The sequence below is a fragment of the Curtobacterium sp. MCPF17_050 genome, assembly GCF_003224435.2.
Taxonomy (GTDB): domain Bacteria; phylum Actinomycetota; class Actinomycetes; order Actinomycetales; family Microbacteriaceae; genus Curtobacterium.
The window spans coordinates 2,621,605-2,645,929 of the sequence record NZ_CP126250.1 but is presented as its reverse complement, the minus strand read 5'-3'; the positions used below and the strand labels follow the sequence as shown (position 1 = coordinate 2,645,929).

The 24,325-nt window shown below is 72.8% G+C and carries 23 protein-coding genes; 10 read left to right on the top strand and 13 right to left on the bottom strand.

Annotated features, from left to right (window positions below; translation table 11 throughout):
* Positions 1 to 137 precede the first annotated feature (137 nt).
* Together DEJ34_RS12575 and DEJ34_RS12570 are read right to left on the bottom strand one after the other, a co-directional pair.
* Positions 138 to 683 carry a hypothetical protein gene (locus DEJ34_RS12575; protein ID WP_110910989.1) on the bottom strand — a complete coding sequence of 182 codons (546 nt, stop codon included), beginning with the start codon at positions 681 to 683 and terminating at the stop codon, positions 138 to 140.
* A 68-nt stretch (positions 684 to 751) separates the two neighbouring features.
* A complete protein-coding gene (locus DEJ34_RS12570) occupies positions 752 to 2,617 on the bottom strand; it encodes a sugar-binding domain-containing protein (RefSeq protein WP_110910988.1) in 1,866 nt (621 codons plus the stop codon).
* Between the two features lie 52 nt (positions 2,618 to 2,669).
* On the opposite strand from DEJ34_RS12570, the gene DEJ34_RS12565 reads away from it, so the two are divergent.
* Positions 2,670 to 3,695, top strand: coding sequence for a LacI family DNA-binding transcriptional regulator (locus DEJ34_RS12565; RefSeq protein WP_110891398.1), 1,026 nt, complete (start codon positions 2,670 to 2,672; stop codon positions 3,693 to 3,695).
* Positions 3,696 to 3,727: 32 nt separating this feature from the next.
* Here the strand turns inward: DEJ34_RS12565 and DEJ34_RS12560 are convergent, their stop codons facing one another.
* Positions 3,728 to 4,516, bottom strand: coding sequence for a TetR/AcrR family transcriptional regulator (locus DEJ34_RS12560; RefSeq protein ID WP_110910987.1), 789 nt, complete (start codon positions 4,514 to 4,516; stop codon positions 3,728 to 3,730).
* A gap of 86 nt (positions 4,517 to 4,602) precedes the next feature.
* On the opposite strand from DEJ34_RS12560, the gene DEJ34_RS12555 reads away from it, so the two are divergent.
* Positions 4,603 to 5,460, top strand: a complete 858-nt coding sequence (locus DEJ34_RS12555) for an NmrA family NAD(P)-binding protein (protein WP_110910986.1) — start codon at positions 4,603 to 4,605, stop codon at positions 5,458 to 5,460.
* A gap of 21 nt (positions 5,461 to 5,481) precedes the next feature.
* On the opposite strand, the gene DEJ34_RS12550 is transcribed toward DEJ34_RS12555, so the two are convergent.
* From DEJ34_RS12550 to DEJ34_RS12520, 7 genes are all read right to left on the bottom strand, one after another.
* On the bottom strand, positions 5,482 to 7,890 hold the full coding sequence (locus tag DEJ34_RS12550) for a glycoside hydrolase family 31 protein (protein WP_258368267.1): 2,409 nt from the start codon (positions 7,888 to 7,890) through the stop codon (positions 5,482 to 5,484).
* Positions 7,891 to 7,942: 52 nt separating this feature from the next.
* A complete protein-coding gene (locus tag DEJ34_RS12545; protein WP_110825936.1) occupies positions 7,943 to 8,839 on the bottom strand; it encodes a carbohydrate ABC transporter permease in 897 nt (298 codons plus the stop codon).
* Positions 8,836 to 9,792: a carbohydrate ABC transporter permease gene (locus tag DEJ34_RS12540; RefSeq protein ID WP_110910985.1), complete on the bottom strand. Its 957-nt coding sequence runs from the start codon at positions 9,790 to 9,792 to the stop codon at positions 8,836 to 8,838. Before DEJ34_RS12540 ends, DEJ34_RS12545 begins: the two co-directional genes overlap by 4 nt.
* 43 nt (positions 9,793 to 9,835) lie before the next feature.
* Positions 9,836 to 11,140, bottom strand: coding sequence for an ABC transporter substrate-binding protein (locus DEJ34_RS12535; protein ID WP_110910984.1), 1,305 nt, complete (start codon positions 11,138 to 11,140; stop codon positions 9,836 to 9,838).
* A gap of 97 nt (positions 11,141 to 11,237) precedes the next feature.
* Entirely contained in the window at positions 11,238 to 11,468 is a 231-nt protein-coding gene (locus DEJ34_RS12530; RefSeq protein WP_110910983.1) for a hypothetical protein, read from the bottom strand.
* 69 nt (positions 11,469 to 11,537) lie between these two features.
* Positions 11,538 to 12,350 carry a fructosamine kinase family protein gene (locus tag DEJ34_RS12525; RefSeq protein ID WP_110825939.1) on the bottom strand — a complete coding sequence of 271 codons (813 nt, stop codon included), beginning with the start codon at positions 12,348 to 12,350 and terminating at the stop codon, positions 11,538 to 11,540.
* 34 nt (positions 12,351 to 12,384) lie between these two features.
* The gene (locus DEJ34_RS12520; protein ID WP_110910982.1) at positions 12,385 to 13,233 is read right to left on the bottom strand and encodes a LysR family transcriptional regulator; all 849 of its coding nucleotides are present in this window, start codon (positions 13,231 to 13,233) and stop codon (positions 12,385 to 12,387) included.
* Positions 13,234 to 13,303: 70 nt separating this feature from the next.
* On the opposite strand from DEJ34_RS12520, the gene DEJ34_RS12515 reads away from it, so the two are divergent.
* Complete coding sequence (locus DEJ34_RS12515; RefSeq protein WP_110910981.1) at positions 13,304 to 14,239, top strand: DMT family transporter; 936 nt, start codon at positions 13,304 to 13,306, stop codon at positions 14,237 to 14,239.
* A 12-nt stretch (positions 14,240 to 14,251) separates the two neighbouring features.
* Here DEJ34_RS12515 and DEJ34_RS12510 read toward each other — a convergent pair whose 3' ends face one another.
* A complete protein-coding gene (locus DEJ34_RS12510) occupies positions 14,252 to 15,598 on the bottom strand; it encodes an MFS transporter (RefSeq protein ID WP_110901722.1) in 1,347 nt (448 codons plus the stop codon).
* A 179-nt stretch (positions 15,599 to 15,777) separates the two neighbouring features.
* Between DEJ34_RS12510 and DEJ34_RS12505 the strand changes: the two genes are divergently transcribed.
* A complete protein-coding gene (locus DEJ34_RS12505; protein WP_110911046.1) occupies positions 15,778 to 16,647 on the top strand; it encodes a UbiA family prenyltransferase in 870 nt (289 codons plus the stop codon).
* A 74-nt stretch (positions 16,648 to 16,721) separates the two neighbouring features.
* On the opposite strand, the gene DEJ34_RS12500 is transcribed toward DEJ34_RS12505, so the two are convergent.
* Positions 16,722 to 17,498: an alpha/beta fold hydrolase gene (locus DEJ34_RS12500; protein ID WP_110910980.1), complete on the bottom strand. Its 777-nt coding sequence runs from the start codon at positions 17,496 to 17,498 to the stop codon at positions 16,722 to 16,724.
* Between the two features lie 50 nt (positions 17,499 to 17,548).
* On the opposite strand from DEJ34_RS12500, the gene DEJ34_RS12495 reads away from it, so the two are divergent.
* Positions 17,549 to 17,962 carry a MarR family winged helix-turn-helix transcriptional regulator gene (locus tag DEJ34_RS12495; RefSeq protein WP_110825943.1) on the top strand — a complete coding sequence of 138 codons (414 nt, stop codon included), beginning with the start codon at positions 17,549 to 17,551 and terminating at the stop codon, positions 17,960 to 17,962.
* 59 nt (positions 17,963 to 18,021) lie between these two features.
* Positions 18,022 to 19,188, top strand: a complete 1,167-nt coding sequence (locus DEJ34_RS12490; RefSeq protein WP_110910979.1) for a N(5)-(carboxyethyl)ornithine synthase — start codon at positions 18,022 to 18,024, stop codon at positions 19,186 to 19,188.
* 129 nt (positions 19,189 to 19,317) lie between these two features.
* Here DEJ34_RS12490 and DEJ34_RS12485 read toward each other — a convergent pair whose 3' ends face one another.
* Positions 19,318 to 20,517 (bottom strand): FAD-dependent oxidoreductase, encoded by a 1,200-nt coding sequence (locus DEJ34_RS12485; RefSeq protein ID WP_110910978.1) that lies wholly within the window; start codon positions 20,515 to 20,517, stop codon positions 19,318 to 19,320.
* Positions 20,518 to 20,620: 103 nt separating this feature from the next.
* On the opposite strand from DEJ34_RS12485, the gene DEJ34_RS12480 reads away from it, so the two are divergent.
* The 4 genes from DEJ34_RS12480 to DEJ34_RS12465 all read left to right on the top strand — a co-directional run bounded on the left by DEJ34_RS12480 (position 20,621) and on the right by DEJ34_RS12465 (position 24,238).
* Positions 20,621 to 21,148, top strand: coding sequence for a winged helix-turn-helix domain-containing protein (locus DEJ34_RS12480; RefSeq protein WP_110891255.1), 528 nt, complete (start codon positions 20,621 to 20,623; stop codon positions 21,146 to 21,148).
* Between the two features lie 8 nt (positions 21,149 to 21,156).
* Positions 21,157 to 22,404, top strand: a complete 1,248-nt coding sequence (locus DEJ34_RS12475) for an MFS transporter (RefSeq protein ID WP_258368266.1) — start codon at positions 21,157 to 21,159, stop codon at positions 22,402 to 22,404.
* A gap of 125 nt (positions 22,405 to 22,529) precedes the next feature.
* Positions 22,530 to 23,297, top strand: coding sequence for a hypothetical protein (locus DEJ34_RS12470; RefSeq protein ID WP_181422210.1), 768 nt, complete (start codon positions 22,530 to 22,532; stop codon positions 23,295 to 23,297).
* Between the two features lie 77 nt (positions 23,298 to 23,374).
* The gene (locus DEJ34_RS12465) at positions 23,375 to 24,238 is read left to right on the top strand and encodes a DUF2382 domain-containing protein (RefSeq protein ID WP_110910976.1); all 864 of its coding nucleotides are present in this window, start codon (positions 23,375 to 23,377) and stop codon (positions 24,236 to 24,238) included.
* Positions 24,239 to 24,325 lie beyond the last annotated feature (87 nt).

Genomic DNA, 24,325 nt, shown 5'->3' with positions numbered 1-24,325 from the left:
GGTGGGGCGGCAGGGCCGCTGGCGTGTGACATGGCCCGCCTGGTAGCATGGGTGTGCTCGTTGCGTTGAGCTCCGAGAAGTGGACCCGAGACCCATCCGGACGGTTGTGGCGCTCGGGTCTCGCGTCTTCCCGGGCGTCATCGCGCGACGGTCCGGCAGTCGATCAGGTGGGTCACCCGGCGCCTCCAGTCCCCGCCCTTCGCCCATGCCCAGGCGAGCGCATCGGGCAGGGCGAGGAGGGGCTCCTCGCGAGCGGTGGCGTGCCGGTGCCGCAGCTGCGCTCCCTGCTGGTGCAAGGTGTCGATGATCTGTCGGCGATCCCGGCGCTCCAGGGTCTCGTCACGCTCCAGACACAGCCCTGAACAGCCGGATCGCGTGAGGTCGATCACCAGTGCTCGGAGGCACGCCGCTCGACGGTCGACCTCGGACCGGCCGTCCTTCGGAGCGCGGTGGATGGTCGTCGAGGACGGGATGCTCGCGACTGCGTCCAGGATCATGCGACGACGCCCGTCGCTCTCCTTCGCCATGTGGAGGCGGTGCTGCCCCGGCAGGACGAGCGACCGGACCAGGTTCCGGGCTGCTCCGACGTCCCCGGGTTCGAGGAGCGTCGCTGCGAGCAGGTAGTCGCGCGCCTTCGACTCGTCGGCGAACGCCGCTCGTCCGGTCCCGCTCGATGCTCCCACCGCCACCCTCCTCGCGGCGCAACACTCTACACATCACCGGGGTGGGTCGGAGGTGCACGCCGACGGGGTCACTGCCCGGTGACGGCCCGACGGATCTGCTCGACGGGGACCTTCGGTGACCGGTCGGCGTTCAGCAGCCCGTTCGTCTCCTGCATCGTGTCCGTCAGCTGCGTCCAGCACGAGCCGGCGAGGAAGGTGCTGGCGCGGACGGCGTCGTGCAGCGCCGTGATGCGCTCGACCCAGTCGTCGCCGTCGGTGGCGGTCGTGTAGCCCCAGCCCTCCTCCCGGCGCCCGCCCGACTGGTGGCGCACCCCGCCGAACTCGGTGAGCATCACCGGCTGCCCCTGGTCCACGGCCCCGCCGACGAACTGTGGGTGGCCGGACGGGGCGAGTCCCTCGAGGGCGCGGGTGCGGGCGGCGTCGTCCGCGTAGGTGCGCGCCAGCACCGCACCGTCGCCCTCGTAGTCGTGGATCGTCACGATGTCGGTGTCCTGCTGCTCCCAGCCGTCGTTCCCGATCACGGGGCGGGACGGGTCGAGCGCGCGCGTCAGGTCGACGAGGGCGCGGGAGTACGCCTGCTGCGCCGGGTCGGACACGACGTGCTGGATGCCCCACGACTCGTTGAACGGGACCCAGGTGACGATGGACGGGTGCGAGGCGTCGCGCTCCACGGCCGCGGTCCACTCCGCGGTGAGACGACGGACGGCGGTGGGGGAGAACTCGTACGCGGCCGGTGCCTCGCCCCACACCATGAGGCCGAGGCGGTCCGCCCAGTGCAGGAACCGCGGGTCCTCGATCTTCTGGTGCATCCGCGCGGCGTTGAACCCCAGGGCCTTGATGAGTTCGACCTCCTGGCGGTGGGCGAGCGGGTGCGGCGCGGCCAGGTGCGACTCCGGCCAGAACGCCTGGTCGAGCACGCTGCGCACCGGGTACGGCGCACGGTTGAGCAGGAACCGGCCACCACCGACGCCGACGCTCCGCATGCCGAGGTAGCTCGACACCGCGTCGAGCACGTGGCCGTCCTGGTCCACGAGGGTGAGCACTGCGTCGACCAGGCGTGGGTGCTCGGGCGACCAGGTCAGCTCGTCCTCGGCCTGGCCGTTGCGCTGCCGTGCGACCGGCACCGTCACGTCGAGGGTCGGCCGGCTCGCGGTGGCGTCCCAGTCGGTGGTCCCGAGGTCCTCGTCCCGTTCGTCGAACCGCAGGGCGACCCGCAGCCGCGATCCGGCCGGCACGCGGCCCCGGAACCGGACGGTCAACGCGGTCGCCGTGGGCCCCGCCGGCGACCACCGGAGGGAGCTGATCGCGGTGCGCGGCACGGCCTCCAGCCAGACCGGCTGCCAGATGCCGGTGGTGCGGCGGTACCAGATGGCGTGCGCGTCCTCGTGCCAGTCCTGCTTGCCGCGGGGGAGGGTGACGTCGGCGGGGTCGTCCTCGGCGCGGACGACGAGCAGGTGCTCGGTCGTGCCGTCGGCGCCGTCGGTCAGCAGTGCGGTGACGTCGAACGAGAACGGCGTGTGCCCGCCCTCGTGCTCGCCGACGAACCGGCCGTCGATCCACACCTGCGCGCGGTGGTCGACGGCGCCGAAGTGCAGCACCAGGCGGGGGCGTGCGGTGCCGTGGCCGGCTGCCTCGATTTCGGCGCGACCGATCGTCCGCGCGTACCAGACCACCGGGTGGAACCCCGGGTCGCCGATCCCGGACGCCGGGGACTCGGGCGGGAACGGCACCGTGATCGCGCGGGGTGCCGGGAGGCCCGTGGCCCATCCCGAGTCCGCGCCGGAGTCGTCGTCGTCGTACCGGAAGGACCAGGTGCCGCTGAGGTCCGTCCAGTCCCGGCGGAGCATCTGCGGTCGGGGGTACCGGCCGTCCTGACGACTCGCGAGGGGGAGGTCGATGACGTCGACGGGGACCGGGGAAGCGACGGTGCTCATGGTCGAGCAATTTACAGCGCTGTAAACGCAGCGTCAACGGTACGGTGAGCGCGTGGGCCAGGTCACGCTGCAGGACGTCGCGGAGCACGCCGGCGTCTCGATGAAGACCGTGTCCAACGTGGTCCGCGGGTACCGGCACGTCAGCGACGCCATGCGGGAGCGCGTGCAGCGGTCCGTCGACGAGCTCGGGTACCGGCCGAACGTCTCCGGGCGGAGCCTCGCCACCGGACGGACGAACATGCTCGCGTTCGCCTTCCCCGACCTCCGCCGTCCGTACTTCGCCGAGCTCGCGCACGTGTTCTCCCGCGTGTGCGCCGACCGCGGGTACCAGCTCCTGCTCGAGGAGACCGCCGGAGCGCCGGGCGGCGAGCTCTCCGCCGTCCGTGGGCGTGAGGCGGGCGTCGTCGACGGCGTCGTCATCCACCCCCAGGTCCTCACACCGGCGGAGATCGACCGGGCGCGCGGAGACACCGCCGTCGTGTTCCTGGGCGAGGACGTCCGACCCCCGGGCGGCGACCTCGTGGCCATCGACAACGTCCTGGCCGCGTCCGAGGCCGTCGCGCACCTCGCCGCACTCGGGCGACGCCGCATCGGGTTCCTCGGGCACGAGGTGGGCGAGCAGTCCCGCACCTCGGCCTTCCGCATGGAGGGGTACCGCGACGGCCTGGCCGCCGCCGGCCTGCCGTTCGACCCGTCGCTGTGCGTGCCGCGCGAGGTCGGCGACGCCCGCGGGGCCGAGCAGGCCTTCGGACGCGCGCTCGACGACGGACTCTCGATCGACGGGCTGCTCTGCCGGGACGACCTCGCCGCGGTCGGCGCCCTCCGTGCGATGCGGTTGCGCGGGCTCGAGGCGCCACGCGACGTCGCCGTCGTCGGGTGGGACGCCATCGGCCTCGCCGCGAGCCTGGTGCCGAGTCTGACCTCGGTCGCGCCGGACACCGTCGCGCTCGCCGAGGCGGCACTCGACCGGTTGCAGGAGCGCATCGCCGGTCGGGCGGGCGAGGGGCGTGCCGTGACCGTCGGGCACCGGATCCTGGTCGGGGAGAGCGCGCCCTACCCGGACGGGTCCGTCGACTGACGGGAGGCCCGCCAGAGTGGACCGGGAGGTGCTCAGTCCTCGTCGTGGCCGGATCCGCCCTGCTCTCTGCGTCGGCCACGGTGGCCGGGCTCGCCCTCGTGGTCGACGACGCGGTCCAGCCACTCGGCGAGGACCGACCGTTCGGCCGGGGACAGGGCCGCGAGGTCCGGCGCGACCGACCGGAGGGTGAGCGCGGCCGTCCGGGTCGCGGACGGCCCGTCCGGCGCCACCCCGCTCGGATCGGGCGTGCAGATCTGCGTCATGACGGCCGCGAACGCGGCGTCGGCGAGGGCGGGGTCCCGCTCGCCCTCGGGCTCCTCGAGGAGGGTGAGCACGGCGCCCGTGCCGGCCGCGTGCAGGAGCCGGACGGCGTCGCGCTCGCGGACCGCGAGCCTCCCGGCCGCTGCGACGCGGCGAAGACGGTCCTCGAGCAGGCGGAGCCCCGCGGCGACGGCCGGTGACCCGTTGCCCCGTCGCGGGTCGCTCATGATGACGAAGAGGTCGGGGTTGTCGAGCCCGAAGCCGATCGTCAGGTCCCAACCCGTGCGGAGGTCGGCGACGGGGTCGACCTCGTGCTCGGCGGCTGCGTGGACGGCAGCGGCCTTCGTCCGACTGAACTCGGTCATCGCGTGTTCGGCGACGGCGTCGAGCAGGCCGTCCTTGTCGCCGAACAGGCGGTAGATCGTCGGCGGTTGCACGTGCGCGCGGTCCGACACCGCCCGGGTCGTGACACCGGTCGCTCCGTCCCGGCGCAGGAGTTCCGCGGCGGCGGTCACGATCCGGTCGCGGACGTCGGCGCGGGGCACGGGGGCATCGGGCATGGATCAACGATAACGACTCCTTGCTACCGCTGTGTTTCCGGTGGTACGTTCATCGTGTTACCACCGATAGCACGAAGGAGACATCGATGATCACCATCACCGGAGCGACCGGCGCCCTGAACGGCGCGACGACCGACCACCTGCTCGAGCGGCTGCCCGCATCGGAGGTCACCGTCGTCACCCGTGACCCGGCCCGAGCCGCACGGTTCGCCGAGCAGGGCGTCACCGTCCGGCAGGGCGACTACGACGACCCCGACGGACTGCGGTCCGCCTTCGCCGGTGCCGACCAGCTCCTGCTCGTCTCGTCGAACGACCCCGTCGGCGACACGATCGGCCAGCACCGCAACGCGGTCGACGCCGCGGTGGCAGCCGGGGTCGGACGGGTCCTCTACACGAGCCACCAGGGAGCCGGTGCCGGCTCGCCGTTCCTGCCGGCCCGGCACCACGCCGCGACCGAGGACATGCTCGCCGCGTCCGGGCTGCCGTGGACCTCGCTGCGGAACGGCTTCTACGCGCACAGCATCCAGTGGATGACCGGACCGTGGCAGGCCACGGGTGTCGTGTCGGTACCGGCCGACGGGCCGGTGTCCTGGACCGCCCGCGAGGACGCCGCCGAGGCCGCCGCGCAGATCCTCCTCGCGGCGGAACCCCTCGACGGCCCGGTGACGCTCACGGCGAGCGAGGCACCGACGTTCGAGGACCTGGCGCGCACCGCCGCAGCGGTGTCCGGTGCCCCGGTGCGCTTCGAGGTCGTGGACGAGGACGAGTGGGTCGCCCGCGCGGTCGCCGGCGGACAGGACGAGCGCATGGTGCGCTTCCTGCTCGGCATGTACCAGGCGGCGGCGCAGGGCCGGTTCGCGGGCACGGACCCGCTGCTCTGCGACCTGCTCGGGCGCGAGCCGGCGACCGCGCGGGACGTGCTCGCGCGGATGGTGGCGGCCTGACGGACCGCGGCGAGCCCGTCGTCAGCGCCCGTCCGGCTGCACGCTCCCCAGCAGCTCGACCAGGGCGCTCCGCAGGGAGTCCGGCAGCCCGACCGTCTCGAGCTCGACGATCCGGTCGGCCCGCGGCACGTCCCGGTCCACGACCTCCCACGCGGTGAGCTTCTCCGGGTTCCCGGCCTGGGCGCCCTCGAGCAGCTCCCGCGCGGCGTCCCGTGCGTCGACGCCGAAGGACGGGAGACCGGCCAACGTGAGGACCGCGCCCTCGTCGGTGGGGACGTCGAGGTCGACCGAGAACCGGTCGGGTCGGACGACCGCGGCCTCCTGCCCGGCGGCGGGCGACCCGAGGAACGTGACGCGCCACCGTCGACGGACCGGGACGACGTCGACGTCCCCGACCGCCGCGTCGACGCGGAACGAGGCGGTGTCCCGGTCCCACGTGAGCGTCGTCCGGCAGGCACCGGTGCCGTCGGCGACGGAGGGTCCCGCGGATCCGCCGGTGTCCTCCTGCCCGGACGTGTCCTCGCGGTCCTCGACGAGCGTGAAGCTGCCGGAGGCCCCGGGCGCGACGAGCACCTCGAGCGCGGCCGGGTTCACCGTCGCGTCGACCTCCTCCGGTGCGGCGAGCGGCAGGATCCCGCCGGCCCGCAGCAGCACGGGGATCGTGTCGAGCGTCCGGTGCAGGTCGACGAAGCGGTCCCCGGCGTAGGTGGTGCCCGTGAACACGTCCGTCCAGGTCCCGGCCGGCAACCAGGCGCGGGCGTGCCCACGCAGGGTCACCGGGTCACGCGGTTCGACGATCGGCGCGACGACCAGCTCGGTGCCGAAGGCGTACTCGTTCGGGACGCGGTACGCCTCGTCCCGGTGCGGCTCGAGGTGGTACATCGGCCGCACGAGCGGGGTGCCGGCCGCGGCGAGGTGGTTCATGGTGTGCAGGTACGGCACGAGGCGGTGCCGGAAGCGCAGGGCGTCGCCCATCGCCGCCCGCGGTTCGGCGGGGAAGACCCACGGCTCCTTGCGGATGAAGGGGTTGTTCGCCGAGTGCAGGCGCATGATCGGCGAGAACACGCCGAACTGCACCCACCGTGTCGCGAGTTCGTCGTCCCGGACCCCGCGGGTGTGCCCGCCGATGTCGTGACTCCACCACGGGTAGCCGATGTTCGCGGCGGTGGCGGTGAACTCCGGCTGGAACGCCAGGGACGCCCACGAGACGACGGCGTCCCCGGAGAACCCGACGGCGTAGCGGTGGCTGCCCGGTCCGGCGTAGCGGGAGAACGTCATGCCGGCGCCGCCGTCACGGGCCGAGTCGAGCAGGTGGAAGTGGTTGAGCACCCAGAGCGGGTCGACCCCCGGGACGGAGGACGTCCGGCCCTGCTGCCAGTCGATCCACCAGAAGTCGACGCCCTGCTCCTCGAGGGGACGGTGCAGCACCTCGAAGTACGCGCGGAGGAAGTCCGGATCGGTGGGGTCGAACGGGATCGCCTGCTCGGTGTCCGGGTCGACCCCCATCGCCGCGGCCATCGCGGGGTAGGCGTCCTCGAACGCCCGGACGCCGTCCGCGGGGTGCAGGTTGAGCGTCGTGCGCATCCCGCGCCGGTGCAGCTCGGCCAGGAACGCTGGCGGGTCGGGGAAGAGCGAGGGCTCCCACGAGTAGCCGGTCCAGCCGTTGCCGAACCGGGACGGGACGGACTCCACCCGGTGCCAGTCCATGTCGATCACGGCGACGGAGAACGGCAGGCGCTCCTCGTCGAACCGGTCGAGGAGGGCCAGGTACGACGCGTCCGAGTACGGGTGGTAGCGGCTCCACCAGTTGCCGAGCGCCCACCGGGGCATCAGGGTCGGCGGCCCGGACACCGCGTGGAACGCCCGGAGCGCCGCGGCGTAGTCGCGCCCGTACGCGAAGACGCTGACGTCCCGCCGGCCGGGGACCCGGCTGCCGACCCAGCCGTCGTCCTCGAACAGGAACGACTCGCTGTCGTCCAGCATGACGATGCCGTCGCGCGCCAGGACGCCGGACTCGAGCGGCATCCGCCCGTCCACGTCGTCGAGGGTGCGTCCGGTGCCACCCAGGTCACGGGCCTCCTGGCCGTAGCGCCAGCGGTTCGCGTCGGGTCCGGAGGTCTCGACGACCAGGCCGGCCGACGAGAACGGCCGCCCGTCGTACCGCAGGGTCGCACGGTCGGTCGTCACCTCGACACCCGCGCCGCGGCGCAGCACCGTGTACTCGGGTACCTCGAGCCGCCGGCGCACGGCGAACGTCGAGGCACGGTCCTCGAAGCCGCCGTCCTCGCTCCACTCGACCCGGAACAGGCCGTCCTGCAGGACCGTGACCCGCCAGTGGTCGCCGTGCACGGCGGCCTCGGGGGAGGCGACGGGGTCGGATCCGGGGAAGGGGCGGATGGTGGGCAGGGGGCCGGGAGGGGGTGTGGTCACGCTGGTGGTCCTGTCTCGGCCGTTCCGGCCGGTGTCGGTCTGGAGGCTCGGTTCAGCTCTTGACGGCGCCCTGCGTCACGCCGCTGATCACCCAGCGCTGCGCGAACAGGTAGACGATGACGGTCGGCGCCATCGCCATGAGGTACGAGGCGAACGCGACGTTGTAGTTCGTGCCGAACTGGCTCTGGAAGATGTTCTGCACGACGGGCAGCGTCTGCAGCCCTGGGTCCGCGGTGATGAGCGACGGCATCATGAAGTCGTTCCACGAGGCGAGGAAGGCGAAGATGCCGACGGTCGCGTTCATCGGTCCGAGCAGCGGCAGGATGATGCGCCAGAAGATCTGCCACGTGGAGGCGCCGTCGATGCGGGCGCTCTCCTCGAGTTCGACCGGGATGGAGCGCAGGAACGCCGAGTAGAGCAGCACGCTGAACGACAGTTGGAACATGGCGTGCAGGATCGCGACGCCGATGGGGTTGTCGAGCGAGATCATCGCGGTGAGCTTGATCTGGGGGAGTGCGACGACCGGGAACGGCAGGAACATCGCCGCGAGCAGGTACACGAACGACCAGCGGAAGAAGCGGCGGTGCCAGTTCCGGACGATGGCGTACGAGGCGAACGAGCTGAGCAGGAGCGTCGCGACGACGGTGAGTGCGGCAACGCCGAGCGACACCGAGAACGAGACCGGGAAGCGGGTGAGCGCCCACGCCTCGGCGAAGCTCGCCGGGTTGAACGGGGTCGGTAGGGACAGCGCGTTGCCGTCGACCGCCTGCGCGCTCGTCTTGAACGCCATGGCGACCGTGACGTACAGCGGGACGAGGACGGTCAGGGACGCGAGCGCCAGGATGATCGTCAGCGGCCAGTTCACGCGCTCGAGGCGGCGGCGGCGCGGCTGGTCGGGGGCGGTGCGGGCGGCTGCGGTGGCCGGGGACCGGGTGTCGATGGCGCTCATGCGAGTCGGAGGTTCCTTCCGCGCGTCACTGCGAGCTGCAGGACCGAGATGAGGACGGTGATGATGAAGAAGACGGTCGCGTTGGCCATCTGGTAGGCGTAGTCACCGCTGGTGAAGCCGGTGAAGATCGTCATCGCGACACTGCTCGTCGCGGAGCCGGGCCCGCCGTTCGTCAGGCCGACGATGACGTCGTAGGCGCCGAGGTAGCCCTTCACGCCGAGCACGGTGTTGATGACGATGAAGCCACCGATGAGCGGCAGGGTGATCGACCGGAGCTGCTTCCACGTCCCGGCGCCGTCGAGGGAGCTGGCCTCGTACACGTCGGCCGGGATCGAGGTGAGTCCGGCGGTGTAGATGAGGAGCGCGCCCGGGATGGTCTGCCACGCCGAGACGATGACGATGGCGAGCCACGCCAGGTTCGGGTCGCCGAGGATGCTCTGCTCGAGCGGGCCGAACCCGACCGACGTGGCCAGGGCCGGCAGCGTGTTCGAGAACAGGTAGTTGAAGACGTAGGCGACGATGATGCCGGACACGACCATCGGGATGACGAACACCGACCGGAGGCCCGCGGCGAAACGGACCCGCTTGGACAGGGCGATGGCGAGCGACAGCGCGATCGTCTGCGTGACGATGACGGTCACCACCGCGAAGCCGAGCGTGAACCCGTACGACCCGAGGATCGCCGGGTCGGACACGAGTGCGCGGTAGTTCTCGATGCCGAGGAAGTGCCACTGCCCGAACCCGAGGTAGTCCGTGAAGCTGTAGAAGATGCCGACGCATGCCGGCGCGACGACGAACGCCGTGAACAGCACGAGGGCGGGCACGAGGAACAGGTAGTACATGCCCTCGGTGCGGTGCAGGGAGCCGACGCGGCGGTGGACGGGGGTCGCTGCGGTGGCGGGGCCGGGACGGGGGTCCTCGGTCTCGGGGGTCAGGGGGGTCTGCATGGTCATGATCGCTCCTGGGGTCCGGTCCGGCTGTTCCTGGTCGCGCCGGTCAGACCGTCGCCGAGCGGCCGGCGAGTCGTCGCCAGTCGGTGTCGAGCCGCCGCAGCATCGAGTCGAAGTCGCCGCTGCGGATGGCGGTCTGCAGGTAGTTGCCGAGCGGGATGGAGGTGGGGATGAACGTGCCCGCGCCCTGGTAGAACGCGCCGTCGTCGACGTACTGCTGCAGTCCCTGGATGCGCTCGTCGGTCTGCGGGGCGGCGTCCTCGGTGGTCGAGAACGCGAGGTTGTCCAGGTTGTAGGCGTTGATCACGTCGGGCTGCATGAGGAACTCGACGAGCTCCTGCGCCTGCTCGAGGTGCGGGGTGGTGGTCGGGATCCACAGGCCGAGGTCGATGTTGACGCGTGCCTTCCGGTCACCCGGGTCGTTCGAGACCGGGAGTGCGAAGGTCCCGACGGGCAGGTCCTCGTCGACGAGGGCGATCTGGCTGAGCGCCCACGGTCCCTGCAGGTACATCGCCGCCTTGCCCTGCCCGAAGGCGAGGTTGCCGTCCGCGTAGGACCGGGTGGCGTGGTCGGGGTTGAAGAACGACGAGATCGTCTTCGCGCGCTCCATGGGCAGGGCGAAGTCCTTCTCGAACGACACCTCGGCGTCCGGCCCGACGTCGGTCCCGAGGGCCTTCATCTTCCGGAAGAACGAGCCGGTGTCGACCAGGCTCCCGACCGAGTAGTCGAACAGGCCCTGCCAGAGCGTCCAGGTGTCCCGGTCGGTCGCGTAGACCGGGGTGATGTCGGCCTGCTGGAGCGCGGTGCAGACGTCGACGAACTCGTCCCAGGTGGTCGGGACCGGCAGGCCCTGCTCGTCGAAGATGCGCTTGTTGTAGATGACGCCGGCGGCCGCGAGCGAGAACGGCAGCACGCTCGTGCGGTCCTCGTACTTCGCGTACTGGTTCGTCAGGCCGTCGATGCTCTTCCGGACCCGGCCGGCGGAGGGCAGGTCGCTCAGGTCGCGGAGCACCCCGCGCTCGATGTAGCGCGCGAGTTCGAGGTTGTCGTTGAAGCAGCCGACGTCGGCCGGCTCACCGCGGACGAACTGCGGCGCGATGGCGACGGTGCTGTCGTGCACGACCCGCATGCCGCGGTTCTCGCGTTCGAAGCGGCGGAGCAGGTCGTCGAAGTAGGCGATGACCTCCTGCTTCTGCTCGTAGAAGCGCAGGGTGCTGCCGCCCGCTGCGGTGCTGCCGGCCGAAGGGGCCGAGCACCCGGCGAGCGCCAGTGTGCCGAGCCCGAGCCCGCCGACCGCGCCGGCGAGGAACCCGCGTCGGCTGAGAGCCGATCGTGCCGTTGTGCTGCCCATGCCCATGGTCACTCCCTTTCGCGCTCCATCGCGCCAGCCCAGTTTTACAGCGCTGTAAACGCAAAGTCAACGCCGCGGCAGCGTTCTCCGGGGAGGGTCACGGGAGGGACGAACCGCGGGGTGCCGGCGTGTGCTGGAGCTCCTGCCGCAGGGACCGGACGGCCCGCATGAGGTCGTCCTGCTTCCGGGCGCTCGCGCCGAGCGGCGATCCCAGGGCGGGACGCGCGATCACCCCGAGGCGTCCTGCCCCCGTGACGAGGGCGAGCGACCAACCGCTCTGCCCGGTGATGCTCCTGCGCTCGTCGGGTTCGACGTCGCGGAGGTCCACCTGTCCGTGCCACGCCCGGGCACGGGTCAGCTCGGCACGGTCGCGACGGCGTGGATGCGGTCCGGGCCGTCAGGCGTAGCGGCGGGCGGCGCGCAGTGCGGCGTCGGTGTACGAGCCACCGAACAGGAACACGTGGAGCAGGAGCGGGGCGAGCTGGTGCAGCGCCACGCGGTCCTGCCACCCGGGCGCGAGCGGCGACTCGTCGTCGTACGCGGCCAACACCGTCCCGAGCTCCGGGAGGCCGAACAGCGCCAGCAGCGCCAGGTCCGTCTCCGCGTGACCGCCGTGCGGGGTCGCGTCGATGAGCACGGCGCCGGTCGGTGCGTCCGCCTCCCGCGGCCAGAGCACGTTCCCGGCCCAGAGGTCGCCGTGCAGTCGGGCCGGACCGTCCCCGACGAGCGCCGGCTGTGGGGACCCGAGCGAGCCGTCCTCCAGGCGGTCACAGACCCGCTCGAACACGGCGGCCTCGGCACCGTCGTACCCGCCGGCGTCGACGATCCGCTCGACGAAGTCCCGGATCCGGTACTCGGCGAAGAACGCGCCCCAGGACGTCGGCGCCTCGGACGCGGGGACGAACGGCGTGCGCGAGCGGCCCATCCGCAGCGGACCGTTCGCCGGGAACCCGGGCGACGGGGCACCCCAGTGCGCGGCACCGGCGGCGTGCGTGTGGGCCAGCGAGCGACCGAAGCGCGCCGCCTGCGCACGGGTCGGGGTCCCGTCGGCGATGAGCTCCAGTTCGAGCAGGGTCGGGTGTGGACGCCCCAGGACGCGGGCGATGCGGGTGCCACCGGTCTCCTCGGCCTCGGCGAGCCACTCGAGGCCGGCCGCCTCGGCGGCGGCCTCGTCCGGGTCCGTGAAGGTCTTCGTGTGCGTCGAGGCCATCACCCCATCCTGCCGACCGGGGACGACTCCGGGTTCAGACGGCGTCGACCAGCGCCCGGGCGAGGGGGTGCCACGGCCGCGAGGACGGCCCGCTCAGCACCAGCGTCCGCTGGTACCCGGGCGACATCGGCAGCATGACGAGGTCCGGCGGCAGCATCACGCGGCCGAGCGTCGGCACGATCGAGACGCCCTCGCCGCGCTGGATCATGCCGAACATCGTGCTCATCTCCCGCACGCGGTGGGCGTAGCGGAACGGCTGTCCGGCCCGCTCGTGCATGAGCTGGATCTGGTGCTCGCAGCCACCGCCGCCCGCGACCAGGCCGTCCTCGTGCAGGTCGTCGAGGGTCAGCGCCGGGAGCTCGGCCAGCGGGTGGTCCCGGCGGACGACGGCGGCCATCTCGTCCTGCGCCACGACGACCCCGCCGTCCGGTACCGCGGTCGGGTCGACGAGCACCGCGGCGTCGACCGTGCCCGCTTCGAGCCACTCCGGCATCTCGTCGTCGTCGCCCTCGCACACCTGCACGTCGACGTCCGGCAGCGTGACCGCCCAGACCGCGCGGAGCCGGGGGAGCAGCCCCTGGCACACCGTCGGGACGGCGGCGAGGCGCACGGTGCCGCGTGCCGGGGCGGGCCGCACCACGGCCTCCAGGGCGTCGACCGAGGCGAGCACGCTCCGGGCGTGGGCGAGCAGGCGGTCGCCGAGCGGCGTCGGCGCGGTGGCGGCGCCGCGGAGCACGACCGGGCCGCCCACCTCGCGTTCGAGTCCGGCGACCGCGTGCGAGACGGCCGACTGCCCGACACCGAGCGCGAGCGCGGCCGCGGTGAAGGAGCCGGCGTCGACGGTCGCGACGAACGCGCGGAGCTGGGGGAGCGAGACGGGCATGCGCTTCCTTCATGACGGCATGAGCGTCATGCGTTTGCCGCATGACCGGACACTCCCGAGACTAGGCCTCGTGAACGCCCTCCTCTACGTCCTCGTCGCCCTCACATGGGGCTCGAGCTTCTTCTTCGCGAAGATCGGGCTCGAGGGCCTGGCACCCCAGCAGGTCGCCACGGTCCGCACGGTGCTCGGCGCACTGACGCTCGTCGTCGTGCTGCTCGTCACGCGCCGTCGGTGGCCGCGTGAACGGCGGCTGTGGGGACACCTGTTCGTCGTCGCGGTGTTCCTCAACGCCGTGCCGTCGTCCCTCATGGCGTGGGCCGAGCAGACCGTGCCGTCCGGGCTCGCCAGCATCTACAACGCGACGACGCCCATCATGACGCTGCTCGCGCTGGCCGTCCTGGTGCCGACCGAGCGGTTGGACCGGCGGCAGGTCGGTGGGATCGTGCTCGGCATCGTCGGGGTCCTCGTGCTCGTCGGTCCCTGGGACGTGCTCGGCGACCCGGAGGTCCTCGCGAGCGTGCCGGGACAGCTCGCGCTGCTCGGCATGACCGCGTCCTACGGCATCGGCCTCGCGTGGCTCCGCCGCTTCGGCGTCGGCGGCGGGATCGATCCGACCACCGTCGCGACGGTGCAGCTGACGCTCGCCGCGGTGCTCATGCTCCTGGTCGCACCCGTCATCGCGACCGGTCCGGTGCGGCTGGACTGGAGGATCGGAGCCGCGATGGTGGCGCTCGGCGCGGTGGGCACGGGGCTGGCGTACGCGTGGAACACCCGGCTGGTCGGGGCCTGGGGTGCCGGGCGCGCCTCCACCGTGACCTACCTGACGCCGGTCGTCGGGGTCGCACTCGGCGTCCTCGTGCTCGGGGAGCCGCTGCGGTGGAACGAGCCGGTGGGCGGTCTCGTCGTGCTCCTCGGCATCGCCCTGGCGTCGGGACTGATCGGGTCGCGGCGTCGGTCGGTTCCGGCGCCGGCCGGTGAGCAAGGGGCGGCGGCGGCCGGTCGGTGACGAGCCCGCGCGTCAGCGCCCTGCGGCGGACGGCGTCTGCTGCCGGAGCGGCTGCGTGCTGGTGTCGTGCAGCCCCTTGCCCGTCGTCTCGGGTGCCATGACCTGCGACAGGATCCCGCCGGCGACGCAGACGGCCGCGGCGATGAGCATGCACGCACCGATGCCGATCGTCGAGATGCCGACCGGGAGCAGGAACGTCCCCGCGGCCGCGCCGATGCGGCTGCACGCGGCGGCGAACCCGACGCCGGTGGAGCGGACCTCGGTCGGCAGCACCTCGATCGGGTAGACCGCGGTCAGGTTGCCCTGCACGGCGTTCATGAACGAGAACACCGCGAAACACAGCACGACGACGACGCCGGGCGCGGATCCCCACAGTCCGACGACGGCGAGCGCCACGGCCATGATCCAGAACGGCGGGATCAGCTGCCGGCGACGACCGAGCCGCTCGATCGTGAGCATGCCGACGAGTGCTCCGACCGCCGCCATCGCGTTCACCGTGATCGTGCCCGCGGCCTCGTCGTGCAGCTGCAGGGACTTCAGCACCGTCGGGGCGAACGTGAAGATCGCGAAGTAGGGCGCGACGTTGCACGCCCAGAACAGGGAGATGAACGCCAGACGCTGCCGGTTCTCCTTCGAGAACAGCACGCGGTACCCGCCGGCCTTCTGCTGCTCCGCCGCGTACTGCTCGTCGCGGAAGTACGCGTCGCCGCCGAGGTGCTCGGCGACGATCGTCCGTGCCTCGTCCACCCGGCCACGGGCGAGCAGCCACCGCGGCGACTCCGGGAACCCGATCCGGGCGACGGCGGTGACGACGGCCGGCAGCGCGCTCGTCACGAGCACCCACCGCCAGCTCAGGCCGAACGCGTCGATCATCACGTAGGCGGTGACGACGGCGATCAGGTAGCCGCCGTACCAACACACGAGCAACCCGGACAGCCGTCGGCCGCGGTCCTTCGCGGGGGCGAACTCGGCGAGCATCGCGGCACCGATCGCGTACTCCGCGCCGATCGCCACTCCGAGCAGTACCCGGACGACGAACAGCTGCCAGCCGTCGGCGACGAACGCCTGCGCGAGACCGAGGACGATGAACGCCAGCACGTCGATCGTGAAGACGCGCTTGCGGCCGAACCGGTCGGTGAGCCAGCCGGCGAGCGGCGCTCCGATGAAGATGCCGATCAGTGAACTCGCACCGATGAGTCCTGCGAGCACCGGGTCCAGGCCGAGCGCCACGGTGATGGCGGGCAGGGCGACGCTGATCACGCCGAGGTCGAACCCGTCGAGGCCCTCGCCCCACGCGCAGGCGAAGGTCATCCGGCGCAGGAACCCCCGCCGTCCGGCCGGGATGCTCGTCGTGGTCATGGTGATCCCTCCCGCGTGCGCCCCGTGGTCGACGCCCATCGGACCCTAGGCCGGAGGTGGTCGTGTGCTCGTCCAGGTTCTCCGTGTGCGGACCCCACGAGGGGGACCGCCGGCCGTCGCACTGCCCGGTGGCATGGCTCGTGGCGACCGAGCACGCGCCCGCTCCGTACGCTGGCACGGTGACCCCTCCGCGCAGGCCCTCGACCGTCCGCCTGCTCGTCGCGTCCTCGCACCCCGGCCCGACCGTGACGGTGACGGTCCTCGCCACCGTCCTCGCCGCCGCGGTGGGGCACCCGGTGGGGACCGTCGTGCTCGTGGCGCTCGCCGTGGTCGCCGGCCAGCTCTCGATCGGGCTCGCCAACGACTGGGTCGACGCCGACCGTGACCGAGCCGTGGGGCGGAGCGACAAGCCGGTGGCCCGGGGGCTCATCGCCGTGGGGACGGTCCGCGCCGCCGCCGTCGTCACCGCGGGCATCGCCGTCGTGCTGTCGCTGTTCCTCGGGCCGGTCGCCGCGGTCGCACACGTGGTCCTCGTCGCGGCCGGGTGGGCGTACGACGCCGGCCTGAAGCGCACGGTCTGGTCGGTCGCGCCGTTCGTCGTCGCGTTCGGGCTGCTCCCGGTCGTCGCGATCGCGGCGGGGCCCGACGTCAGGTGGCCCGCCGCGTGGGCGATCGCGACCGGTGCGGTCTTCGGCGTCGCGATCCACTGCACCAACGTCCTGCCCGACCTCGTCGACGACGAGGCGACCGGGGTGCGCGGCTTCCCGCACCGGCTCGGCCTGCACGCGTCCGGGGTCGTCGCGTTCGGTTCGCTCGTCGTCGCGGCCGTCCTGGTGCTCGTCGGCCAGCTCGGCGGCGACGACCCGGTCCGCGGGGTCGGCGCTGTGCTGGCTGTGCTGGGTGCGGTCGTCGTGGTCGTCCTGGCAGCGGTCGGGGTGCGACTCGTGCTGACCGGGCCGCCGACCCGCACGTTGTTCCGCCTGGTGATCGCGTCGTCGCTCGTGCTCGTCGTCGAGCTCGGCTTCGCGGGAGCGGCCCTGGTGGCCTGAGCCGCGGCCGCGGCCGCCGCCGCCGCACACCAGCCCCAGGGCGAGACCGACGCCAGGGCGTGCGGAGTGCCCGATCAGGACCGGCGCAGGAACGGGTCGATGACCGCCCACGTCGCGTCCGGAGCCTCCAGGTGCGGGAGGTGCCCGGCCGCCGGGACCTCGACGAACTGGGCATCGGGAACGGCTGCGGCGACGGCCCTGCCGTACGCGGGCGTGACGACCCGGTCACTGGCACCCCACACGACGAGGGTCGGGACGTCCACCGCCCCCAGACGGCCGAGGAGCGTCGGGTCGCTCATGCTCGTGCCGGCGACGGCTGCCATGGTGCGGCGGTTCGCCTGCTGGACCGCGCGCTGCTCGTCGGTGGAGCCGGCCGGGTCCCGGTACCCGCGCTCGGGGTCGTGCCACGCCACCTCGGCCAGTCCGCGGGCATCGAGGGCGAAGAAGTCGGCGATCGGCTCACCGTCCACCACGACGCCGACGCCGTCGATCACCACGACGGCCCCGATCCGTCCGCGGTACCGGTCATCCGCGGCCGCCTGGACGGCCATCTCGAGGGCGACCCACCCGCCGATCGACGAACCGATCAGGACGACGTCGTGCTCGTCGCGGTCGACGAGGTGGTCGAGGTACGCGTGCGCGAGGTCGGCGACCGAGGCGATGGCCTCCGGCCGGGCGGTGCCGTCCCAGCCGGGGTGGGTCGGCGCGACGGCGTGCATGGTCGCCGCGAGGTGCCCGACGATCGGTGCGACGGTCTGCGGGCCACCGCCGCCGTGGAGGACCAGGGCGACCCGCGCGGCGGGATCGCCGTCCTGGTCGACGGGGAGGTCAGTGGGGAGGGTGCTGGTCATGGTCCACCTGTATCAACATGTTGATGTAACGATGTTGATACCGTAGCACCATGGCGACGGACCTCGAACTGCTCGGACAGATGCTCAAGCGGGCGCAGTACCGGAACCACCGGACGATGGACGCTGCGCTCCGCGACGTCGGGGTCAGCCTCGTGCAGTGGGACGCGCTCCGTGCGGTCGACCGGATGCCCGGAGCCTCCGGCCACGACCTCGCCGTCGCCACGTTCCAGAGCGACCAGGCGTTCGGCACGCTCGCGACACGGCTCGTCGAACGCGGCCTCATCGAACGGTCGGCGGGACTCGGGCGCCGTCTCGTGCACACCCTGACGGACGCCGGCCGCGCAGCGCTCGACGACGGCCACGCGATCGCGGTCCACGTGCTCGACGAGCTCTTCGCACCGTTGGACGACGCGGGTCGGCGCCACCTGGAGCGCGCGCTGGCTGCTCTCACCGCGGCGGAGTGAAGGGCATCCCCGCAACCGGGTGCGCGGGGCCCTCGACCGTGCGGGCCGTACAGTGCACCATGACCGAAACCACGCCGACACCCCACCTGCTCCGGCTCGGGGTGCTGGCTGTCTCCCGGAAGGCCGACGAACGTCGCCTGCCGATCCACCCCGCACACGTCGAACGCATCGACCCCGACCTCCGCGCCAGGATGGTCCTCGAGCGCGGGTACGGCGATCGCTTCGGCGTCCCGGACGAACAGCTCGAACCCCTCGTCGGAGCGATGGCCACGCGTGCGGAGATCATCGCCACCACAGACGTCGTGCTCCTGCCGAAGCCCCAGGCACCGGACCTCGCCGACCTGCGGGACGGCCAGGTGCTCTGGGGGTGGCCGCACTGCGTGCAGGACCAGGCGCTGACGCAGCTCGCGATCGAGAAGCGCCTGACCCTGATCGCCTGGGAGGCGATGAACCACTGGCGGGCCGACGGCGGCTTCGGCCTGCACGTCTTCCACAAGAACAACGAGCTCGCCGGGTACTGCTCGGTGATCCACGCGCTGCAGCTCTGCGGCTCCACCGGGGACTACGGGCGTCGGCTCACCGCCGTCGTCATCGGTTTCGGTGCCACCGCCCGTGGGGCCGTCACCGCCCTCAACGCCCACGGCATCCACGACGTCCGCGTCCTCACGAACCGCGACATCGCCGCCGTCGGGTCGCCGATCCCGTCCGTCGACATCCTGCAGATCGAGCACGACGAGGACGCGCCGACGGGCAGCACGGTCCGGACCCGGGAGGGCTCGGTCCCGCTCGCGCCGTACCTGGCGCGGAACGACATCGTCGTGAACTGCACGCTCCAGGACCCGAACGCGCCCCTGACCTACCTCCGCACCGAGGACCTCGAGGCCTTCCGCCCGGGGAGCCTGGTCGTCGACGTCTCGATCGACGAGGGGATGGGCTTCAGCTGGGCACGGCCGACGTCGTTCGCCGAGCCCATGGTCACCGTCGGCGGGTCGACGAACTACTACGCCGTCGACCACAGCCCGTCACTGCTCTGGAACTCGTCGACGTGGGAGATCAGCGAGGCGCTGATGCCGTTCCTCCGGACGGTGATGTCGGGTCCGTCGGCGTGGGCGGAGTCGGACACGATCCGTCGGGCGATCGAGATCAAGCACGGGCAGGTCCGCAACGAGGCGATCCTCGCCTTCCAGGGCCGCGCGGCCGCCTACCCGCACACGGTCACCGCCTGACGGCGGCGTCTGCTCGGGACGCCTCGATGGCTCCGAGACGCCGCCACCTCCCGCGGCGTCCCGACCACTCGGCGGCGTTCCGCTCGGACGGACCCGTCTCGCAGGCCCGTCGGACGGACGGGAGGTCGACTACGCCCAGGCCATCGCGTACAGCCGGGCCAGGGCACGCGCGGTCGGGAGCGCCAGGACGGATCGGAGCAGCGCCTCCCGGCCGACGCCGACCACGTCGGGGACCGCGCGGCCGAGGGCCATGTTCGCCTCCGCCTGCCGTCCGGCCCGTCGTGCGGCGGCCTGCCGCCGGCGCGCGTAGACCGGCCACGGTCCGGCCGCACCGGTGCGCACCGCGTCGGCGAGGACCGGGGCCAGGTCGGCCGCGTCCAGCCACCCGAGGTTCATGCCCTGTCCACCGATCGGGCTGATCTCGTGGGCCGCGTCGCCGACCAGGACCACCCGGCCGAGTCCGACGCGGTCCGCGGTGCGGCGACGCACGCGGAAGGCGCTGAGCATCGAGCAGGTGGCGGGGTCCGGCGCGACACCCGTGCGGTTCCGCACGATCGCCGCCAGCCGGGAGGCCCGGTCCGCCTCCGGCGCGTCGGCTGCGGCCGCGGGGACGGCCGGGTCCGCCAGGGCGTCGTCCCGGGGGAGGAGCACGACGTACCGTCGGCGGCCGTCGGGGAGCGGGAAGGACTCGACCACGCCCGCCGCGCCGACGTCGACGAGGGCGGCCGAATGGGCGTCCGCGTCCTCGGGGTCGGCGAAGTCGCCCATCACGTAGCGGTCCGGGTAGTCCCGGCCGGTCGTCCCGATGCCGAGCAGGTCGCGGACCAGGCTCCGGGCGCCGTCCGCGCCGACGACGAAGGACGCGCGGATCTCGACCGGTCGGCCGTCGCGGTCGGTGCCGGTCGCGTCCACGTGGTCGCGGTGCCGGGTGAGCCCGACGAGTGCGGTGCCGGTCCGGAGTGCTCCGGGTGCACCGGCATCGAGCCGGTCGCGGAGGAGCACCTCGGTCCGGTGCTGGTCGAGCGTCGCCACGTACGGGTGCGTGTCGGACGCGCCGTCGAACGACAGCGTGCCGAGGACCCGACCGCGACTCCGGGCCACCCCGGTCCGCACGAGGACCGCCTCCGCGAGCACCGTGTCGGCCAACCCGACCTCGGCGAACGCGTTGAGCGACGGCGGGTGGATCCCGATCGCCCGCGAGCCGACCGGGTCGGTGGTCCGGCGCTCCCAGACCTGCACGGCGGTTCCCCTGGCCGCCAGGAGCGCGCCGAGGAAGAGGCCGACCGGTCCGCCGCCGACGACGAGGACGTCCGTGGTGTCCGTGGTCACGGGCCGAGCCTACGCACGGCCGGGCCACCGGTTGCCGGGAACGCCACCACGACCCCCAAAGAGCCCTTTGACGGTGCCGCGTCGTGAGTGTCACCATGACGCCGTGTCCGCCATCGACGAGCTCCGCGCCACCGCTCACCCCGTCCGCCTGCGACTGCTCTCGCTCCTGACCGGCGTCGCGATGAGCGCCGCCGAAGCCGGCCGGGAGCTCGGGCTCTCGCAGGCGACCGCGAGCTACCACCTGCGCGTGCTCGAGCGTGCCGGACTCGTCCGGGTCGTCGAGGTCGTCCGGCTCCGGGGCGGTGACGCCAAGCGCTACCGGCACGAGGCGTCGTCGGTGCCGTTCGACGTCCACGACGTGCACCCGCTCGACCCGGACACGGCGGAGGAGCGCGTCGCCTACCTCGGGTTGGTCGCGGACGAGCTCCGGCGGCGAGCCCTCGACCAGGTCGACGGCCCCGGCATGTCCGCCGACGCCGAACTCTGGGTGGACCCGGAGACGTGGCGCCGCGTGGTGCACCACGTCGGGCAGACCGCCGCCCTCCTGCACGCCGCCGCACGTCCGCCGCGGACACCCGGGACACAGCCGGTGTCGATGACGGCGGCGCTGTTCCCGGTGCGACGTCGGTGAGCACGACGGTGAGCACCACGGTCGACCGTCTCGGTCCGCTCCGGCACGCACCCTTCCGGTGGCTCCTGGCGGCCCGCACGACGAGCATCCTCGGCAACGCGGTCGCGCCCATCGCGCTCGCGTTCGCCGTGCTCGACCTGACCGGGTCGGCGGCCGACCTCGGGATGGTCGTGGCCGCACGGTCGGTGGCGAACGTCGCGGTCCTGTTGTTCGGCGGCGTGGTCGCGGACCGCCTGCCCCGCGACGTCGTACTCGTCGGGACGTCCGGCGCTGCCGCCGTCACGCAGGGCGTGGTGGCTGCGCTCGTCCTCACGGGGTCGGCGAGCATCCCGACCCTCGTCGTCCTCAGCGTCCTGAACGGAGCCGTCGCGGCGGTCAGCCTCCCCGCCGCGGCGGCACTCGTGCCGGACACCGTGCCCGCGCCGATGCTCCGCCCCGCGAACGCGATGCTCCGGCTCGGCCTCAACGGCGGGAGCATCCTCGGCGCCTCGGCGGGTGCCGGCCTGGTCGCCCTCGTCGGGCCGGGATGGGGACTCGCGGTCGACGCGGCCGGCTTCGCCGTCGCCGGCCTGCTGTTCGCACGGATGCGACTGCCTCGGACCGGCGCGGCAGCGGCCGACGCGGACAGCGGGACGTCGCGGTCCGTCGTGTCCGACCTGCAGGAGGGGTGGCGCGAGTTCGCCAGCCGCCGGTGGGTGTGGATCGTCGTGGTGCAGTTCGCGGTGCTCAACGCGGCGTTCGTCGGCGCGACGGCCGTCCTCGGGCCCGTCGTGGCGGACGCGTCCTTCGGTCGGGCCGCGTGGGGGCTCGTCGTCGCCGCGCTCTGCGTGGGGCTCGCGATCGGCGCGGGCATCGCGCTCCGGTGGCGACCCCGGCACGCACTCGGCATCGGGGTCGCACTGATGGTCGTCGCCGCCGTGCCCGTGCTCGCCCTCGCGCTGACCCCGTCGGTCGTCGCGCTGGTCGTCGCATTCGCCGCCGCCGGCGTCGCGATCGAGGTCTTCTCCATCGCCTGGGACCAGTCCCTGCAGACGAACGTGCCGCGCGACGTCCTCGCCCGCGTTTACTCGTACGACGCGGTCGGTTCGGTCGTCGCGGTGCCCGTCGGCGAAGCGCTCGTCGGACCGCTCGCGCACACCGTGGGAACGGTGCCGACCCTGCTCGGATGCGCCGCGCTCATCGTCCTCGCCACCGTGGCAGCGGCCGCCACCCGGAGCGTCCGACACGTGACGGTCGAGGAGTCCGCGGGCTCCTGACCGACCGGTTCCCGACTGTCCGCGAACCGCACCAGGTGCCGGATCTGCCAGCCCTCACGGGCGCACCCGAGTTCCGTTCCGTGCGGATCGACCACCAGCACGAGCACCACCGCCAGGAGGCACCCATGAGCACACCCGACGACGACACCCGGCCCGTCCGCGGCACCGGCGCGCACGACGGCACGGGTCGTGACGAGACGCACCACGACGGCGACGCCGCTCACGCGGTCGCCGCTCCCGGTGACGACCGGAACGACGGACGCGACCACGCACGGAACGACGGCGTCGCTGCGGGTGCTGCCGGACGCGCCGAGCGCGGTGCGACCCAGCGTGAGACCGTCCTCGAACGCGAGAAGGAGGAGTTCGCCGGCTTCAAGTGGGGCTCGGCGTTCTTCGGCTGGCTCACCGCCACCGGCACCGCGGTCATCCTGACGGCCCTCCTCACCGCCGTCGGCGCGGGCGTCGGCCTCGGCCAGAACGGCGGCGACGTCGACGACGCTGCGAAGGACGTGACGCAGAACGGCGACGTCGTCGGCATCGTCGGCGCCATCGCACTCGCCGTGATCCTGTTCGTCGCCTACTACGCCGGCGGCTACGTCGCCGGCCGCATGGCCCGGTTCTCCGGTGCCAAGCAGGGCATCGCCGTCTGGATCTGGGCGGTCGTCATCGCGATCGTCGTGGCGATCATCACCGCCGTCGCGGGCAGCCAGTTCAACGTCCTCGGGAACCTCAACAGCTTCCCGCGGATCCCGGTCGACGAGGGCACGCTCACCGTGACCGGGATCATCACCGTGATCGTCGTCGCCGTCATCAGCCTGGTCGGCGCGGTCCTCGGCGGCCTCACGGGCATGCGGTACCACCGCAAGGTCGACCGCGTCGGTCTCGGCCGCTGAGCCGAGGCACCGCCCCGGGCGCTCTGCCCCCACGAACCCACCTGACACACCACCACCGCACGACGAAGGGAACGACCATGATCGACACGAACAACATCAACAGCGTCTTCGACGCCAAGGTCATCGACCCGGACGGCCAGAAGGTCGGCACCGTCAAGCAGGTCTACGTCGACAACACCGACGGCCACCCGCTGTTCGCCAGCGTCTCCACCGGCCTCTTCGGCACCTCGGAGTCGTTCGTCCCCCTCGAGGGCGCCGACCTGACCGGTGACGAACTCCGCGTCGCGTACGACAAGGACCGCATCAAGGACGCACCGCGCATCGACGCCGACGGCGACCTCAGCGACGACGAGCAGGACCGCATCTTCGACCACTACGGCCTGGGCAGCAGCAGCAGCACCACCACCGGCACCGACACCTCGGCCGGCTTCGGCACCGAGTCGACGACCGGCACGACCGGCACCGACCCGGACCTCACCACAGGCACGGCCTCCGGCTCCGGCACGACCGGTGACGTCACCGACGTCGACCGCAGCGCCGGCCACGACACGTCCGGGGCGAACACGGACGACGCGATGACGCGGTCCGAGGAGCGCCTGGACGTCGGCACCCAGAAGGTCCAGACCGGCCGTGCCCGCCTCCGCAAGCACGTCGTCACGGAACAGCAGTCCGTCACCGTGCCGGTGCAGCACGAAGAGGTCCGCCTCGAGACCGAGCCGATCACCGACGGCAACGTCGGCGCGGCGACCGACGGCCCGGCCCTGTCCGACGAGGAGCACGAGGTGACCCTCAGCGAGGAGCGCGTCGTGGTCGACAAGGAGACCGTCCCGGTCGAGCGCGTCCGCCTCGGCACCGAGACCGTCACCGAGCAGCAGCAGGTCTCCGAGGACGTCGCGCACGAGGAGATCGAGCTCGACGAGGACGGCACCACCCGCCGCTGAGTCGCGTTCTGCACGACCGGGAGGCCCGGTGCCGGCTGGCACCGGGCCTCCCGGTCGTCGTTGCACCGGCACCACGACCGGGCGGGC